A 13,018-nucleotide genomic window follows, 5' to 3' on the forward strand; every position below is an offset into this window, starting at 1 on the left:
AGCATGACGTGCCTGTTTTCGACAGAGCATATTTCGGATAAGTTCTTAGCCAATCAGGATGCTCACTGTTAACTGACCCTCATACCGTGGGTGGAATCTGGGTGCCGTTGTCCAGCGACTGCCACAGGTACTTGCAGGCCAGCGTGCGGTACGGGCGCCAGGTTTCGGCAATAAGGAGCATGCGCTTTTGCAGGGCCCGGCCGGTTTCTTCCAGGCCGTAGAGCCGGCGCATGGCGTTCTGCACGCCCAGGTCACCTTCGGAAAACACGTCGGGCTGGTCGAGGGCAAACATCTGCAGCATCTGGGCCGTCCAGCGGCCTACGCCCCGAATGGCGGTGAGGTGCTGGGTAAAATCGTCTTCCGACAGGCTGGTGAGGTGCTCGTAGTCGAGCAGGCCGCGCTCGTTGTACTCGGCTATGGCCTTGAGGTAGCCCACTTTCTGGCGCGATAGGCCCGCGCTTCGCATCAGGTCTTCGTCCATCTGCAGCACCTCGCGCGGCTCGGGGTAGCCCTCGGGCGGAAACAGGGCCTGGAAGCGCTTCCAGATGGCTGCCGCGGCCTTGGTCGAAATCTGCTGGCTGACAATGGCGCGCAGCAGCGCCAGGTACAAATCTTCGTGGGCCCGCGGGTGGATTTCGCGGGCCTGCGCAATAACGGCGCCCAGGACCGGGTCGGCCGTGGACAAATGCTGGATTGCGGCGTGGTTTAGCATAAAAAGGAATTGGGAAGGGAAAGCAATTTTACCATACATCCTCGGCGCTGGTGGGCACCAGGATGGTCTCGAGCACTTTGCCGGTGGGCGAGAGCCGCACGCCCGCCAGGTTCCGACTCAGGAAAGCGCCCGTGTCGAGGTAGAGCGTGTTGGTGGCTTCGTCCAAAACGGGCTGGCCCTCGGTGGGAGTGTGGCCCACTACCTGCAGCTGCGGCAGTTTCTTGAGGGGGCCGCGCCGCCAGAGCAGCCCGTCGGGGTGGTTGGGCTCGAGGGCGTGGGCCGATTTGGACAGGCCCGCGTGGCTCACCAGTACGTGCTCGTTTTGCCACTGCAGCGGCCGCTCGGCCAGCCAGGGCAGGTGCTGGGCCAGTAGGCCGGGCCGGCGGCCGTACTGCTTCATGGTGCTGCGCCCGCCCCACTGCAGCCAGCTCGGATACGGCCCGCTGGCCCCCAAGTGCCGCAGCATGCCGTGCTCGTGGTTGCCCATCAAAAACGTAGTAGAGCCGGGGTACCGCTCGCTGAGGCTGCGGGCCAGCTCCACGGTTTCGGGAATATGGTTGCCACGGTCCACCAAGTCGCCCACCTGAACCAGGTGCTCCGTATCCGGCCGCCATTGCCGCAGGAGCTCCCCGAAGGTGTGAAAGCACCCGTGCACATCGCCAATAATGAAAAGATTCATGGCTACTAGAACGTCAAACGCCCGGCTTTGGGTCCGAAAATAGGAATTCCACCTCCGCATTCACCCCCAAACCAGGCCCCTTTGCCGGCGTGGCTACCTTTGCAGTTCTATGCCCATTCGTCGCGTCCTCCGTCCTATCAGGGAGTTATCTGATAGTGGTAAGCTTGCGGGCCTGCTGCTCATTCTGGCTACTGCCGTGTCCATGCTGCTCAGCAACAGCCCCTGAGCGCCCGCTACCTGGCGTTGTGGGAGCAGCACGTCGGCAGCGGCCTGCTGGATAAATCAGTAGCGCACTGGATAAACGATGGCCTGATGGCCATCTTCTTTTTCTGGTTGGGCTGGAAATCAAGCGCGAGGTATTGGAGGGCGAGCTGGCCCAGCCGCGCCAGGCCCTGCTGCCGGCCCTGGCGGCCATTGGCGGCGTGGCGATGCCGGCCCTTATTCATCTGGCGTTCACCAAGGGTACGCCCGCGGCCACGGGTTGGGCCATTCCCACCGCCACCGACATTGCTTTCTCCCTGGGCATCCTGGCTTTGCTGGGCAAGCGCGTGCCGCCCAGTCTGCGCGTTTTCTTACCGCCCTGGCCATTATCGACGACCTGATGGCCGTGCTCATCATCGCCATTTTTTACTCGGGCACCTTGCACCTGGCCTACCTGGGCGGGGCCGCAGGGATTTTCGCGGTCTTGGTGCTGCTCAATAAGCTGCGGGTGAAACCGCTGGCCATATACCTGGGTCTGGGCGCTCTGCTGTGGTTTTGCGTGCTCGAATCGGGCATCCACGCCACGGTGGCGGGCGTGCTGCTGGCCCTCACCATTCCGGTGCACCGCATCGAAGGCCTTGAGCACGCCCTGCAGCGGCCCGTAAACTACATTCTTCTGCCAATCTTTGCGCTCTGCAACACGGCCATTGTGCTCAACGGCAGCCTGCTGCCGGCGCTGGCCTCACCTTTGGCGCTGGGCATCGGGCTGGGGCTGCTGGTGGGCAAGCCCGTGGGCATCGTGGGCACGGTTGTGCTGCTGGTGCGTGCGGGCGTGGCCCAGCTGCCGGCTCAGGTCAACTGGCGGCAGATGGTGGGGCTGGGCTTCACGGCGGGCATCGGGTTTACCATGGCCATCTTCATCGCCACCCTGGCTTACCGCGACCCTACCGCGGTGGACGTAGCCAAGCTGGCCGTGCTGCTGGGCTCGGCTACGGCGGCCCTGGTGGGGGCCGCCGTGCTCGGGTTTGCGAAAAACAACCAGGAAGAGCCCGACGAAGCGGCAGTATTCACCGGCACCGGCGAGCAGCGGGCCTAGGCGGGCTGCGCCACCTGCTGCAAGGCTTCCTCCACGCGGGCGATGCCGGCATCGTCCACATCGAGGTGGGTCACGAAGCGAACCCACTGCGGCCCAAAGCTGCTGGCCTTGATGCCCTGCTGCTCGAGCCCTTCCAGGAAATCGGCGGCCGGCTGGCTGTCGTGCAGGCGGAAGATGACGAGGTTGGTTTCGGGGTTGAGCACTTCGGCCACGTAGGGCTGCTGGCGCAGCACCTCGGCCAGGCGCGTGGCCCGGCGGTGGTCGTCGGCCAGGCGCTCCACGTTGTTTTCCAGGGCGTAGAGGCCCGCCGCCGCGATGTAGCCGGCCTGGCGCATGCCGCCGCCCATCACCTTGCGGATGCGCTTGGTTTTCCGGATGAAATCGGCCGAGCCAAGCAGCACGGAGCCCACCGGCGCCCCGAGGCCTTTGGACAGGCACACCGAAATCGAATCAAACAGCTGGCCGTAGTCCTCGCTCCGCTGGCCGGTGGCCACCAGGGCGTTGAACACCCGGGCGCCGTCCAGGTGCCGGGCAAGGCCGTGCCGCTTGGCCACCTCGCTGATGGCGGCCATGTCTTCCCAGCTGTAGCAGCGCCGCCGCCGCGGTTGTGCGTGTTTTCCAGGCACACCAGGCGGGTGGTGGGGTAATGAATGTTTTGGGGCCGGATGGCGGCTTCCACCTGTGCGGCCGTCAGGCGGCCGCGCTGTCCGGCCAGCAGTGCTACCGACGCGCTGGAGTGGAAGGCAATGCCGCCCACTTCCCACAGGTACACGTGGGCCGTTTGCTCGCAAATAACTTCGCTCAGCGGCTCGGTGTGGGCCTTAATGGCGATTTGGTTGGTCATGGTGCCCGAGGGGCAAAACAGGCCGGCTTCGAGCCCGAAACGCGCGGCGGCCACTTCTTCAAGGCGCCGCACGGTGGGGTCCTCTTCGTACACATCATCGCCAACGGCCGCCGCCGACATGGCCGCGAGCATGGCGGCCGAAGGGCGCGTCACGGTATCAGAGCGCAGGTCCACCACGGGCAGGGCCGAACCTTCGGCCGTCAGAGGCTGGGGGAAGAGGGGAGTATTATAAGACATAAGGTATAAGGCTAAGGGAGAAAGCGAAGGTAGGCCTGCAGGAGCTGCATTGGCTAGCGCCGCGGCCAGGATGGCAGCAAAAATAACGCGCGGAGCGGCTTGCCCATGCCGGTTCCGAATCCGCAGTAATTCAGCAAAATGCCTCATGGGCTTGCACTTTCGAAATGAAAGCCTTACTTTTGCCCTCCGTTTCGTAAGCCCCTAGACTTTAACCATTCCGGCACCATGTCCGTTACCCGCCTCAAGCGCAAGCACCGCAAAAACATTGCCCGTGCCAACAACAAGCAGCACATCATCAAGGAGCTGCTCCGCACGCCCGTTCTCAAAAACGTGGATATTGAAGAGCTGAAGTCGCGTTTCACCACCACCGGTGGCACCACGGCTGCCGCTGCTGCTCCCGCTAAGAAAACCAAAGCTGCTGACACCACGGCCGCCAACGCCGCGGCTTTCGACGACGCCGAAGCCGTAACCAAGCCTGTCAACGCCGACGGCCAGGAAGGCGAGCACCCCAAGCCCGAAATCGCGCTGTAATCAAGCTTTTCGTCGGAAGCAGCACCACGCATTTTGGTCTGTTTCGTGATGGAAGCCTACTTCTGTGACAAGCCCCGTTGCCTGTGATGCAGGCAACGGGGCTTGTTGGCTTATAGAAAGTTGAGCTGCTTTTTGCGGCCCGATTCCGGCGCCGGGCTCAGCCAGAGGCCCGCTTGCCCAGCTCCACGGCTTGCAGGTCGACCACCTTGCCGGCCTCAATGCCGAAGCGCAGCAGCGTGCGCACCTGGTGAAAGCCGTGCCGGCCCGCGGCGCCCGGGTTGAGGTGGAGCAGGCCCAGCTTTTTATCGGGCATCACCCGCAAAATGTGCGAGTGGCCCGTGATGAACAGCCCCGGCCGTGAGGCAGCCAGCAGGGGCCGGGCGGCCGGCGCGTAGTGCCCCGGGTAGCCGCCGATGTGCGTCATGAGCACGCGCAAGCCCTCAATCTCAAAGTCTTGCACCAACGGTTGGGTCCGGCGTACGTCCGTGCCGTCGATATTGCCGTACACGCCCCGAAACCGCGGCGCTAGCTTCTCTAACTCCTCTATCACCCGGGCGTCGCCGAAATCGCCGGCGTGCCAGATTTCGTCGCAATCGCGCAAATGGTGCGCGATACGGTCATCAAAGTAGCTGTGGGTGTCGGAAAGCAGGCCAATGCGCGTCATGGCGCAAAGATGCGGCCTGCCGCCAAATCGGTGCCGCCCCGTATCTTGCAGCCGCGGCTCGGAGCTTATTTTTTAGTAATTTACTGACCCCAGCACCGCCCGCTGCCCGTCATCATCCTCTCAATTCGCATATCCCGATGAATATTTTCATCAACGACATTCCGCTGGTTATCAAAAAGCTGAGCGAAAAGGTGTACAAGCACAAGTTCGACCTGATACTTAATCCGGACGATGAATTCACCTCGAAGGATTTGGTGGGCGACGTGCTGGTGCGCGATGCGGGCCCCCTGTTCATCGACCGCCTGCTGCGGCTGATGGAGGTGAAAAAGCTGAAAAAGCTGAAGTCGCTGACCATGCTGGTCAAAAAGAAAAAATACATCACCCTGCACTTCAAGGACCAGTTCAAAATCGCCAAGGCCGGCGGCGGGCTGGTGGTGAAGGGCGACCAGGTGCTCATGATTTACCGGCTCGGCAAGTGGGACCTGCCCAAGGGCAAGCTCAAGAGCGACGAAGACCAGGCCGCCGGCGCCCTGCGCGAAGTGGAGGAGGAAACAAACATCAAGCTGGAGCTCGGCGAAGAGCTGCCCAGCACCTGGCACAGCTACGCCTACAAGGGCAACAAAATGCTGAAAAAGACCAGCTGGTTCCTCATGAAGTGCCTGGACGACAGCCTGATGAAGCCCCAGACCGAGGAATACATCGAGGAAGTGCGCTGGATGTCGCCCCAGGAAGCCCTGTCCAAGCTCGAAAACTCCTACGCCTCGATTGCGCTGGTGATGCGGCACTACCTCAACAACATGGCCAGCAAGCCGGTGAAAGCGGTGCCAACTGCCGGGAAATAAGCTATATTGCGGTCTATGCGACCGGTTCTATTTGCGCTTTTCGTGGGGGTTGTGGTGGCGGTGGGAGCCTGTTCGGGCTCGCACGAGCCCCCGTACGACCGTACGGCGCGGTCGGCGCCCAAGCCCGCGCGCGACGCCTCCGGGCTGAATGTGCCCGGCCTGCTGGCCCTGTCGATTGACGAATTGGGCCAGCAGGCGGGCCGCGCCACCCGCTGCCCGCAGGCTTCGAAGACCCGGTGATGGCCCCGTTGGTGCAGCGCAATGAGCAGCTGGACTCTGCGGCCCTGTTCCAGCGCCGGGGGCTGAACATTGTGGCCTCGTACGACGACCGCACCCGCAAGGTGAGCAATTTGCTCCTCCTCGGCAGCAATGAAAACGAGTGATGCGCCGCGCCCAGCTGCAGCTCGGCGCCGACCAGTACCTGGTGCTGCCCGTATTTCAGGAACGCAACGCCACCAAGCTGCTCGGCCTGCGGGTGCTGGCCGTGTCGCTGAATCAGTAAGCTCGGGAAATTGAGCTAAAACAGCAGGCCCGAGTGCGGCGTAAGCAGCCTATTGAGCCAGCGGCGGCAGCGCAAAAGGCAGAAACGCATCGACATTGCCACCGTAGCGGTGAATGTCCCGGATGATGGTGCTGCTGATGGCCCCCAGGGTGGGCGAGGTAAGCAAAAACACCGTTTCCAGCTCCGCATTCACGTGCTGGTTGCCGTAGGCAATTGGCTTCTCGTACTCGAAGTCGGGGCTGTTGCGCAGGCCGCGCAGCAGGTAGCGGGCGCCGGTTTCGCGCGCAAACTCTGCGGTAAGACCTTTGAAGGTGCGCACCGTCACGCGGGGCTCGTCCCGGAATACGTCTTCGATGAGCGCCTGCATCTGCTCTACGGGCAGGTAGCGCTGCTTGCTGCTGTTGGTGCCAATGGCCACGATGACCTGGTCGAACAGCCCCGTACCGCGCCGCACAATGTCGAGGTGCCCGTTAGTGAAAGGGTCAAAAGAGCCGGGAAACAGGGCAATGCGGGCCATGGGGAGGAGCGTTATCAGTTTTGAATTAGAAGTTATGAGTTAGGAATTGAGCCAATTTGGACAGCGATACAACTCATAACTCATGATTTATAACTCATAACTCCTCAGCAAAAATGCAGGCTGAACAAGTCGAAGTACCGGTACTCAAACACGTCGTTGAGCCGGTAGCTGTACTGCACGTCGCTGGGCCGCGCCCCAAACCGGACGTTGCGCACGTAGGTGCGCAGCAGGCTGAACACCGCGGAGTCGGGCATGAGCTCGCCCCACACGGTTACTTCGTCCTGGTCGGGGTCGAGGTTGAGCTCCTGCATCACGAGGATGGTGTAATACACCACGTCTTCGGCAGTGGTGCAGGCAAACACGTTGCAATACTCCAGGTGCTGGCCCAGCACCACCAGCGTGAGTTCCTGCTGGCCGGGGTTGAGGTAGAGGCGGCGCGGGGCGGCGGCGCCGCGCTGGTGCACCAGGCCCGCCAGCAGCGCGCTGGTGTGGTGCAGCATGCGGCCGGTGGCGCCGTGCGTGGCGGCCAGCCAGTCGGCCAGGCCCGCGTCGGCGGCAAACACGTTCACCAGCTCCAGGCCGGGGTGGGTGGTGTGGCGCACGGTTTCGGTGGGGGCGAGGGTGTGGTGCAGCCGCAGCGCGGCCGGCTCGTCGCCGGCCCGGAACAGGGGCGCCGGCAGCAGCGTGAAGGCGCGGCCCGTAACGGCCATGCGCACGGCATTCCAGCCCCGCTGGCCCAGAAAGTCGTGCTGCGCGGCCAGGGCGGGCAGGCCCCCGGCGGCCAGCGTGTATTCTTCGAGGGCCACAAACTTGTGCCGCTCCACATCGGCCACGGCCAGGTAGAGGCGGGACGGCCCCACCAGCAGGTACAGGTTGTAGGCGGTGAGGTTGGCGGGGTCAAACGTCTCGTCGCGCAGGCGCAACAAGGACGACGGCGCGGCCGGGGGGCAGAAGAAGCAGCGGAAGCAGGCACGAATCGAAGCTAAACAGGCGCAGTGGCCGGGGCTAAAGATAAGGCCGGGCTTCGGGAGGAACGAAACCGAAAGCACCCGAAATAGCAGACAGGCCCGGAAACCTGCTTTTCTCCGCTCAAAAGTCTAACCAGAGCGCGCGCTGAAGCTTACGCAAAAAGGGTCTGGGGTACGAAAATGTCGTCGATGCTGAGCACCATGCGCAGGATGGGGTGCACCTGCGCCGGAGGCAGCTGCAACAGCTCCCGCGGGGTGTGCCAGCTCAATTTGGTGAGCAGCTGTTGGCCGGGCGAGTGCTCGGGGTCCTGGCCGAGCTGCGGCTGGGCACCGTCTTCGGCGAAGACTTCAAAAAACAGCTCCAGCGCCTGCAGGCTCCCCTCGCTAAACTCGTGGAGGTGCAGAAAGCGGCCCACGCTCACGGTGAGGCCGGTTTCTTCCTTGAATTCGCGCGCCACACAAGCCCGGATGCTCTCGCCAAACTGCCAGCCCCCGCCGGGAGGCGACCAGAACGGCGCCCCCGGCAGCAAGCCCCGGTGGGCCGCCAGCAGTACGGCCCCATCGCGCAGCAGCAGCCCCCACCCGTACCCGCACCTTGCCGGCATAAGCGTCGAGTAAGGCATCTGGGGGAGTATCAAGGGGAGTGTGCATGGTGGGCTGGTAGAGAGGAATAGGCTGCGGCCGGCTGGGCATAGGCCGGGCGCATTACGCCTAACGCCATCCCGACAACATTGTTTCTTCTGGCCCCACCAAAAGTCACCCGGGGCTACTGCGCGGCGTTGCGCCGCCGGGAGCGCCAGCGCCGCAGGCTCACGATAAAGACCACAAACAACAGCACCGTGCCCGCCGCTACCAGCGGCAAAAGCAGGGTGAAAGCCACGCCGCCCACGGCCAGGGCGTTTTCGGCGGTAGCCAGCACGGGATTGCCCAAGCCACCGGTAGCGGCCGTGGAGGCGCCCCGCAGCAGGGCCGTAGCGGTTTGCACCAGCCCGGCCGTGCCGCCGCCCACCAGTACGCCCAGGGTCCAGCGCAGGGTGGGGTCGAGGTGGGGGAGGGCCGAGGTCATGAGGATGGTGCCCGCCACAAAGGAGGCCGGCGTGGTGAGGGAGTCCAGCAAGTTGTCGACCACGGGGATGTAGTAGCCGGCTATTTCGAAGACGGTGGCCGTGGCCAAGGTGAGCAGCGCGGCCCAGCTTCCCAGCCACACAAAGCCCGCGGCGGGCGTCATGTAGCCAAAATGGTAGGCCACGCTGGCGCCCAGCAGCGGCACAAACACCCGAAAGCCGCTGCACGCCGCGAGCCCCAGGCCCAGCGCGCCCGCCACCAGATACTGCATCGTCGGCAACTGTTCCATCAGATTCGAAGGGCTGAAGTGAGTGGGCAAGGTACCTGCCTGCTACGTAGCCAGTACCTTTGGGCTATTGAACGGCAAAGTGGCCTGATGAGCTGCCGGAGCCATTTTAAGGCACTAAGGAGTTCTCAGGCCGTGCCAGAAGTATAAAGATGTACAAACAAGGGACTGCGAACGTAGTGCGTTCCGTGGTCTGTCAGCAAACATAAAGATTCCCGTGTCCACTAACCAAGAAACAGCAGCTCCGCTCGCGCCCGCCGATACCCAAAGCGAGCTGGAAGCCCGCATTCGCCGCAAGCTTACCCGTCAGCGCTTTATGCACCTCATCGGGGCCGATTTGACGGTGATTACCCCGGCCGCGTGGAGGCCGAGCGATGATGGGCGAGCAGCACCAGCAGCAGCGCGGCTTTGCCCACGGCGGCCTCATCGCCACCATGGCCGATTTGGTGGCCGGTTTTGCCGGCGTCACCCTCATTCCGGACCATTTTGGGCTGGTTACCTCCGATTTGAAAATATCCTACCTGCACCCTGGCGTGGGGCAGAAATTAAAAGCCATCGGTTGGGTATTGAAAGCCGGGCGGCGTCTGCAGTTCTGCGAAGCCGAGGTATGGTGCGACGACCTGCTGATTGCCAAGGCCAGCGCCACGATGGCGGTAATTGAGCCAGTTGCCTAATACACAAAACGTGAATACTGCACTACAGTCGCTTTTGGAGAATTGGCTAGAAAGAATCATTGCCACTGAAAAGCCTCCCGGCGAAATCAAAGTATTTCGCTTTGGCTTGTCCGAAGTCGAAGAAGGGTACTTGGCTTACTTAGCTGGCTCTAAAACTTATGAAAGTGAAGATGAAGAATGGGCCAGCTACCCCCTGACTTCATTGCCGAAGACGAACTTGTTATTGCCGAAAATGAAGCAGGGGAGTGGAATGAAATGCTGCAGCAAATGATTGATTTCTTGGAGAGGATTTTAAGCAAGAGCTCAGTTCAAGCATCATTTTTGGGACGTGGTATTCCAATTTATACCGGTTTTATAGACGGTGATTTGATTAAGATTAAATAATTGATGTTAAAACTGAGAACCCCGTCGGTCCGCGACTACTTTCCTTACGAGCCCACCGACGACCAGGCCCTGCTGTTCACACAGCTCGACGCATTTTTGCGCGACGACCTGCCGGGGCGCAAGGTGTTTGTGCTGCGCGGCTATGCGGGCACGGGCAAAACCACGGTAATCAGCGCCCTGGTGCAGTGGCTGCACAAGCTCCAGCGCAAGTACACGCTGATGGCGCCCACCGGCCGTGCCGCCAAGGTGATGGCGGGCTACGCGGGCGTGCCGGCCAGCACCATCCACAAGAAAATCTACCGCCAGACCTCGGGCGCGCCCAGCGAACGGCTCAACTTCCAGCGCCAGCCCAACCGCGTGGAGCAAACGCTCTACATCGTGGACGAGGCCTCGATGATTTCGGACGAGAAAGCCTTCGGCGAAAACGGGCTGCTCGACGATTTGATGGGCTTTGTCTTTGAGAAAACGAGCAACAAGCTGCTGCTCATCGGCGATACGGCCCAGCTGCCGCCGGTGGGCCAGCTCTAAGCCCGGCCCTCGACCCGGAGTTGCTGGCCCACCGCTTCCGGGCCGCCGTGGGCAGCGTGGAGCTGCGCCAGGTAATGCGCCAGGCCCAGGAATCGGGCATTTTGGTGAATGCCACCGAGCTGCGGGAAGAGCTGCGCGAGGAACACCCCAACATTCAGCTGCACACCAAGGGCTTTCGCGACATCTTCAAGATGGGCGGCGACAAGCTGGAGGACGGCCTGCGCTGGGCGTATCGCAATTTTGGGCACGAAAACACCACCATCATCTGCCGCTCCAACCGCAACGCCAATCAGTACAACCAGCTCATCCGGCGGGCCTTGTTCGATGCCGAGGAGGAAATAGAAGGCGGCGACTACCTGATGGTGGTGCGCAACAACTACTTCTGGCTGCCCAAGGACTCGGAAATCGGATTCCTGGCCAACGGCGACTTCTTGCAAATCAGCAAAATCATCCGCCGCGAGGAGATGTACGGCTTCCATTTTGCCCAGGCCCAGGTGCGCCTCGTCGATTACCCCGACGAGCCTGAGATTGAAGTCAAGCTGCTGCTCGACACCCTGCACACCGAAAGCCCGGCCCTGCCTTCCGACCGCAACAACGCCCTGTACCTGGCCGTGAGCGAGGATTATGCCCACCTCAAAACCAAGGCCGAGCGCTATAAGGAAATGCGCAAAGACCCGTACCTGAACGCCCTGCAGATAAAGTTTGCTTACGCCCTCACCTGCCACAAAGCGCAGGGCGGGCAGTGGCAGGCCGTGTTCGTCGACCACGGTTTCCTGAAGCCCGACGAGCCGCTGGCGGGCGAGTTTGCGCGCTGGCTCTACACGGCCATCACGCGGGCCTCAGAGCGGCTGTTCCTGCTCAATTTTCAGCAGAAGCTTATCAGCGACGCGCCGGAGGAGGACTAGCTGGCCTGCGCAAGTATTTGGAGGACAGTTGGCTTCATAGCCGGCCTCAGCAGTAGTAAACACCCACTTTAAGAAAGCAGAGGCCTTACTTTGGATTATAAATTAATCAGTACCAGAGGGCTGCGCGAAGCACTGCATGAATTTATTTATTCTAAGAATTTAAAGGATAATAATTTGGTTCGGGAGGTGGCTTTTTTGTATCTTCATACATGCTTGGTTAGTTTGGTCGTAAATTTGTCTCACGGCCCGAAACCAGTAAATTTGTTGTATCCACTTAGTGTTTAGCTGGCCTTCTCAACCCACATTACTTTAGCCTCATGAAAAAAACCCTGCTCCTCGCCCTGAGCCTAACCGCCGCCGCATACACTGCCCAGGCCCAGGCTACACCGCCCGTTGCCAAAGCAGTTGGCCCGGTTGCTGGTCCCTCCATCACGTTTGAAGAGTCGAAGTTTGATTTCGGTTCGGTCGCGCAGGGCGGCATCGTTGACCACACCTTCAAGTTCAAAAACACCGGCACCGCGCCCCTCATTATATCCAACATCGGCGTGAGCTGCGGCTGCACCACCCCGGACTGGACCAAAGCACCCGTGCTACCCGGCAAAACCGGCACCATCTCCGCCAAATTCAACTCGGCCGGCAAAATCGGCATGCAGAACAAGGTGCTGACCATCGAGTCGAACGCCGTGGGCGGCAGCACCACCGTTGCGCTCGTAGGCGAAGTGAAAGAAGCTTCGACCACGGCCAGCGCTACGCCTGCTGCGCACGCAGAAGCCTCGGCTTCGACAGGCTCGACTGCCATCAAGGACAACGGCAAAAAGATTAAGACCAAAACCACCGACAGCAAACTCAAAGCCAAGGTGAAGTAAGCTATTTCAGCTGCTGACTCAGTAAAAGGGCTGTCCGCACGTGCGGACAGCCCTTTTTCGCGTTCGTGCAGATGCCGAACCGTTGGCCCAGGCAGGCAGAAACTATTCGCGTACCGCGGCTAGAGCTTGCGCACGGCCAGCAGCAGGCTCAGCCAGCCCGCCAGCAGCAGCAGGCCGCCCAGGGGCGCCACCGCGCCCAGCTTGGTAATGCCCGTGAAGCACAGCGCATACAGCGAGCCGCTGAAAATGAGGATGCCGCCCAGCCACAGCCAGCCCGTGGTGCCGAGGCTCTGCAGCTCGGGGCGGGCGGCCCACAGCACCCCAATGGCCAGCAGGGCCAGCACGTGGTAGAACTGGTAGCGCACGGCGGTCTCGAAGGTGTCGAGGCGGCCGGCTTTCACCAGCATGTCGCGCAGGGCGTGGGCGCCGAAAGCGCCAATGGCCACGCCCAGCCCGCCGAGCAGGGCCGCGAGTTGCAGTAAGAGTCGAGCATTCATAAGGCAGGGAGGGTAAAAGT

The 13,018-nt window shown here is 61.8% G+C and carries 15 protein-coding genes and 3 pseudogenes; 9 read left to right on the forward strand and 9 right to left on the reverse strand.

Translation table 11 applies throughout. From position 1 onward, the window contains the following. Positions 1–79 precede the first annotated feature (79 nt). Both ACFQT0_RS13660 and ACFQT0_RS13665 read right to left on the reverse strand, forming a co-directional pair. The gene (locus ACFQT0_RS13660; protein WP_380203519.1) at positions 80–712 is read right to left on the reverse strand and encodes a DNA-3-methyladenine glycosylase family protein; all 633 of its coding nucleotides are present in this window, start codon (positions 710–712) and stop codon (positions 80–82) included. A gap of 28 nt (positions 713–740) precedes the next feature. Continuing rightward, entirely contained in the window at positions 741–1,391 is a 651-nt protein-coding gene (locus tag ACFQT0_RS13665; protein ID WP_380203521.1) for a metallophosphoesterase family protein, read from the reverse strand. 243 nt (positions 1,392–1,634) lie between these two features. Here ACFQT0_RS13665 and nhaA point away from each other — a divergent pair. Next, positions 1,635–2,688 (forward strand): annotated as a pseudogene (gene nhaA / locus ACFQT0_RS13670) (Na+/H+ antiporter NhaA). On the opposite strand, the pseudogene ACFQT0_RS13675 reads toward nhaA, so the two are convergent. Then, positions 2,685–3,664 (reverse strand): annotated as a pseudogene (locus ACFQT0_RS13675) (threonine aldolase family protein). The pseudogenes nhaA and ACFQT0_RS13675 sit on opposite strands and share 4 nt — an antisense overlap. A gap of 330 nt (positions 3,665–3,994) precedes the next feature. Between ACFQT0_RS13675 and ACFQT0_RS13680 the strand changes: the two are divergent. After that, positions 3,995–4,300 carry a hypothetical protein gene (locus tag ACFQT0_RS13680; protein WP_380203523.1) on the forward strand — a complete coding sequence of 102 codons (306 nt, stop codon included), beginning with the start codon at positions 3,995–3,997 and terminating at the stop codon, positions 4,298–4,300. A 157-nt stretch (positions 4,301–4,457) separates the two neighbouring features. Here the strand turns inward: ACFQT0_RS13680 and ACFQT0_RS13685 are convergent, their stop codons facing one another. Next, positions 4,458–4,964: a metallophosphoesterase family protein gene (locus ACFQT0_RS13685; protein ID WP_380203525.1), complete on the reverse strand. Its 507-nt coding sequence runs from the start codon at positions 4,962–4,964 to the stop codon at positions 4,458–4,460. 137 nt (positions 4,965–5,101) lie between these two features. Here ACFQT0_RS13685 and ACFQT0_RS13690 point away from each other — a divergent pair, with 137 nt between their 5' ends. Genes ACFQT0_RS13690 through ACFQT0_RS13700 form a run of 3 tightly spaced genes read left to right on the forward strand, consistent with a single transcriptional unit; the run spans position 5,102 to position 6,189 of the window. Beyond that, complete coding sequence (locus ACFQT0_RS13690; protein ID WP_380203527.1) at positions 5,102–5,806, forward strand: NUDIX hydrolase; 705 nt, start codon at positions 5,102–5,104, stop codon at positions 5,804–5,806. A gap of 15 nt (positions 5,807–5,821) precedes the next feature. Then, positions 5,822–6,046 carry a hypothetical protein gene (locus tag ACFQT0_RS13695; RefSeq protein ID WP_380203529.1) on the forward strand — a complete coding sequence of 75 codons (225 nt, stop codon included), beginning with the start codon at positions 5,822–5,824 and terminating at the stop codon, positions 6,044–6,046. Beyond that, positions 6,046–6,189 carry a hypothetical protein gene (locus ACFQT0_RS13700; protein ID WP_380203531.1) on the forward strand — a complete coding sequence of 48 codons (144 nt, stop codon included), beginning with the start codon at positions 6,046–6,048 and terminating at the stop codon, positions 6,187–6,189. Before ACFQT0_RS13695 ends, ACFQT0_RS13700 begins: the two co-directional genes overlap by 1 nt. Before the next feature lie 168 nt (positions 6,190–6,357). Here the strand turns inward: ACFQT0_RS13700 and coaD are convergent, their stop codons facing one another. The 4 genes from coaD to ACFQT0_RS13720 form a co-directional block, all read right to left on the reverse strand. Beyond that, a complete protein-coding gene (gene coaD, locus ACFQT0_RS13705; protein WP_380203533.1) occupies positions 6,358–6,825 on the reverse strand; it encodes a pantetheine-phosphate adenylyltransferase in 468 nt (155 codons plus the stop codon). A gap of 104 nt (positions 6,826–6,929) precedes the next feature. Next, a complete protein-coding gene (locus ACFQT0_RS13710) occupies positions 6,930–7,748 on the reverse strand; it encodes a DUF3822 family protein (RefSeq protein WP_380203535.1) in 819 nt (272 codons plus the stop codon). Between the two features lie 197 nt (positions 7,749–7,945). Continuing rightward, complete coding sequence (locus tag ACFQT0_RS13715) at positions 7,946–8,398, reverse strand: NUDIX domain-containing protein (RefSeq protein WP_380203537.1); 453 nt, start codon at positions 8,396–8,398, stop codon at positions 7,946–7,948. A gap of 161 nt (positions 8,399–8,559) precedes the next feature. After that, on the reverse strand, positions 8,560–9,147 hold the full coding sequence (locus ACFQT0_RS13720; protein WP_380203539.1) for a DUF4126 domain-containing protein: 588 nt from the start codon (positions 9,145–9,147) through the stop codon (positions 8,560–8,562). Positions 9,148–9,518: 371 nt separating this feature from the next. Between ACFQT0_RS13720 and ACFQT0_RS13725 the strand changes: the two genes are divergently transcribed. The 4 genes and pseudogenes from ACFQT0_RS13725 to ACFQT0_RS13740 all read left to right on the forward strand — a co-directional run bounded on the left by ACFQT0_RS13725 (position 9,519) and on the right by ACFQT0_RS13740 (position 12,501). Further along, on the forward strand, positions 9,519–9,818 hold the full coding sequence (locus ACFQT0_RS13725; RefSeq protein ID WP_380203541.1) for a PaaI family thioesterase: 300 nt from the start codon (positions 9,519–9,521) through the stop codon (positions 9,816–9,818). A 177-nt stretch (positions 9,819–9,995) separates the two neighbouring features. Next, the gene (locus ACFQT0_RS13730; RefSeq protein ID WP_380203543.1) at positions 9,996–10,202 is read left to right on the forward strand and encodes a hypothetical protein; all 207 of its coding nucleotides are present in this window, start codon (positions 9,996–9,998) and stop codon (positions 10,200–10,202) included. 3 nt (positions 10,203–10,205) lie between these two features. Further along, a pseudogene (locus ACFQT0_RS13735) lies at positions 10,206–11,635 on the forward strand (ATP-dependent DNA helicase). A gap of 317 nt (positions 11,636–11,952) precedes the next feature. Next, positions 11,953–12,501, forward strand: coding sequence for a DUF1573 domain-containing protein (locus ACFQT0_RS13740; protein WP_380203545.1), 549 nt, complete (start codon positions 11,953–11,955; stop codon positions 12,499–12,501). A gap of 119 nt (positions 12,502–12,620) precedes the next feature. On the opposite strand, the gene ACFQT0_RS13745 is transcribed toward ACFQT0_RS13740, so the two are convergent. After that, positions 12,621–12,998: a DUF423 domain-containing protein gene (locus tag ACFQT0_RS13745; protein WP_380203547.1), complete on the reverse strand. Its 378-nt coding sequence runs from the start codon at positions 12,996–12,998 to the stop codon at positions 12,621–12,623. Between the last annotated feature and the right edge of the window lie 20 nt (positions 12,999–13,018).

Origin of the sequence: Hymenobacter humi, from assembly GCF_042665855.1 — a bacterium.
Classification (GTDB): domain Bacteria; phylum Bacteroidota; class Bacteroidia; order Cytophagales; family Hymenobacteraceae; genus Hymenobacter; species Hymenobacter humi.

Coding starts and splice junctions, on each gene's coding strand:
- ACFQT0_RS13660 (WP_380203519.1), bottom strand. CDS start 712: ATGCTAAACCACGCCGCAATCCAGCATTTGTCCACGGCCGACCCGGTC.
- ACFQT0_RS13665 (WP_380203521.1), bottom strand. CDS start 1,391: ATGAATCTTTTCATTATTGGCGATGTGCACGGGTGCTTTCACACCTTC.
- ACFQT0_RS13680 (WP_380203523.1), top strand. CDS start 3,995: ATGTCCGTTACCCGCCTCAAGCGCAAGCACCGCAAAAACATTGCCCGT.
- ACFQT0_RS13685 (WP_380203525.1), bottom strand. CDS start 4,964: ATGACGCGCATTGGCCTGCTTTCCGACACCCACAGCTACTTTGATGAC.
- ACFQT0_RS13690 (WP_380203527.1), top strand. CDS start 5,102: ATGAATATTTTCATCAACGACATTCCGCTGGTTATCAAAAAGCTGAGC.
- ACFQT0_RS13695 (WP_380203529.1), top strand. CDS start 5,822: ATGCGACCGGTTCTATTTGCGCTTTTCGTGGGGGTTGTGGTGGCGGTG.
- ACFQT0_RS13700 (WP_380203531.1), top strand. CDS start 6,046: ATGGCCCCGTTGGTGCAGCGCAATGAGCAGCTGGACTCTGCGGCCCTG.
- coaD (WP_380203533.1), bottom strand. CDS start 6,825: ATGGCCCGCATTGCCCTGTTTCCCGGCTCTTTTGACCCTTTCACTAAC.
- ACFQT0_RS13715 (WP_380203537.1), bottom strand. CDS start 8,398: ATGCCGGCAAGGTGCGGGTACGGGTGGGGGCTGCTGCTGCGCGATGGG.
- ACFQT0_RS13720 (WP_380203539.1), bottom strand. CDS start 9,147: ATGGAACAGTTGCCGACGATGCAGTATCTGGTGGCGGGCGCGCTGGGC.
- ACFQT0_RS13725 (WP_380203541.1), top strand. CDS start 9,519: ATGATGGGCGAGCAGCACCAGCAGCAGCGCGGCTTTGCCCACGGCGGC.
- ACFQT0_RS13730 (WP_380203543.1), top strand. CDS start 9,996: ATGGGCCAGCTACCCCCTGACTTCATTGCCGAAGACGAACTTGTTATT.
- ACFQT0_RS13740 (WP_380203545.1), top strand. CDS start 11,953: ATGAAAAAAACCCTGCTCCTCGCCCTGAGCCTAACCGCCGCCGCATAC.
- ACFQT0_RS13745 (WP_380203547.1), bottom strand. CDS start 12,998: ATGAATGCTCGACTCTTACTGCAACTCGCGGCCCTGCTCGGCGGGCTG.